Below are 1,262 nucleotides of genomic sequence, written 5' to 3'. Positions count from 1 at the left end.
TGAAATGCTACACAAAAAACGGACACCCCATTTTTAGGTTAAGCAGCTAGTTGTTGTTTATGGTAATAGTCCTGCTCAAATCGCTCCGGTGAGACATAGCCGATCCCAGCATGTCTGCGTTTCCTGTTATAAAAAATTTCAAGATAGATGAAAATATCCTGCCTTGCCTGCTCTCGGGTTTTATAGATGGAGCGGTTTACCCGCTCCCTTTTCAGTTTGCTAAAAAAGTTTTCTGCGACAGCATTGTCCCAACAGTTTCCTCGGCGGCTCATACTGGTTACACAGCCGTGCTTGTGAAGAGCCGATGAAAAGGAGGAACTGGTGTACTGGCTCCCTCGGTCTGAGTGGAAAAGCACCTCTCCCGTTGGGCGTCGATTGTTGACTGCCATGTTCAGTGCGTTGCACGCCAACTCTGCATCAACTCGGCTAGACATAGACCAACCGACTATTTTTCTTGAAAAAATATCCTGTACGATTGCCAGATAGAGCCAGCCTTCACCCGTGGGGATGTACGTAATATCCGAAACCCACTTCTTGTTTGGAGCATTGGCCGTAAATTCTCTTGATAACAAGTTCGGCGCAAAACATTCGTTCCGATGCGACTTCGGATAGCGATGCTTACGCACCGTGTGAGATTTCATCCCCTCAGCAGCAAGGACGCGCCGTACTGTTTCTGGACAGCAATAGAAATCGACAGCCTCAATTACGTCCTTATAAACTTTTCGGTATCCATAAACRCTGTCACTTTCTTTATAAGAAGCACRAGCAGCCTGACGAATTTGTTYTCGTYGTTTCTCTTGYTCRCTTGGYAACCTTTTTTGCCAGTCATAATAGCCGCTTCTGCTRACAGATAAAACACGGCACAAAGAAGTGATCGGATAGAGTCCGTCTTGTTTGGCGATCCATGCGTACTTTATAGGGACTCCTTGGCAAAGTACGCCGCTGCCTTTTTTAATATTTCGTTCTCCATGCGCAGTCGTGCATTTTCTTCCCGAATTTTCTTCATTTCATCAGCAGCAGAGATATGCTCAAATTCAAGTGGAACATCCTTTATTTTTCCATACTTTTTAGTCCATTGCCGAATGGACCAAGAGCTACATCCAAGCTGCTCCGCAGCTTCGTTATATGAATAGCCTAGATCGGTGACGAGCTTGACGGCAGACTTCCTAAATTCTTCTGAATACTCTCGGTTACTCATGACTGTCTCTCCATGAGCTGACCTTAACCTCTCGAAGACTGTCCGTCATCTATAGGGCACTTCA

The 1,262-nt window shown here is 45.8% G+C and carries 2 protein-coding genes; both read right to left on the bottom strand.

Translation table 11 applies throughout. The features are described from left to right. Window positions 1–38 precede the first annotated feature (38 nt). Window positions 39–866, bottom strand: coding sequence for an IS3 family transposase (locus tag D0S45_20370; GenBank protein TIH08883.1), 828 nt, complete (start codon window positions 864–866; stop codon window positions 39–41). Window positions 867–913: 47 nt separating this feature from the next. After that, window positions 914–1,198 carry a transposase gene (locus D0S45_20365; protein ID TIH08882.1) on the bottom strand — a complete coding sequence of 95 codons (285 nt, stop codon included), beginning with the start codon at window positions 1,196–1,198 and terminating at the stop codon, window positions 914–916. Between the last annotated feature and the right edge of the window lie 64 nt (window positions 1,199–1,262).

The sequence above is a fragment of the Marinifilum sp. JC120 genome (genome assembly GCA_004923195.1).
In the GTDB taxonomy this organism is placed as follows: domain Bacteria; phylum Desulfobacterota; class Desulfovibrionia; order Desulfovibrionales; family Desulfovibrionaceae; genus Maridesulfovibrio.
Note: the sequence above shows the minus strand (reverse complement) of the source record. Positions and strands in the feature narration are given on the sequence as shown.

Bases quoted from the DNA above. Each gene is read 5' to 3' on its own strand.
- D0S45_20365 (TIH08882.1), bottom strand. From the start codon at position 1,198: ATGAGTAACCGAGAGTATTCAGAAGAATTTAGGAAGTCTGCCGTCAAG.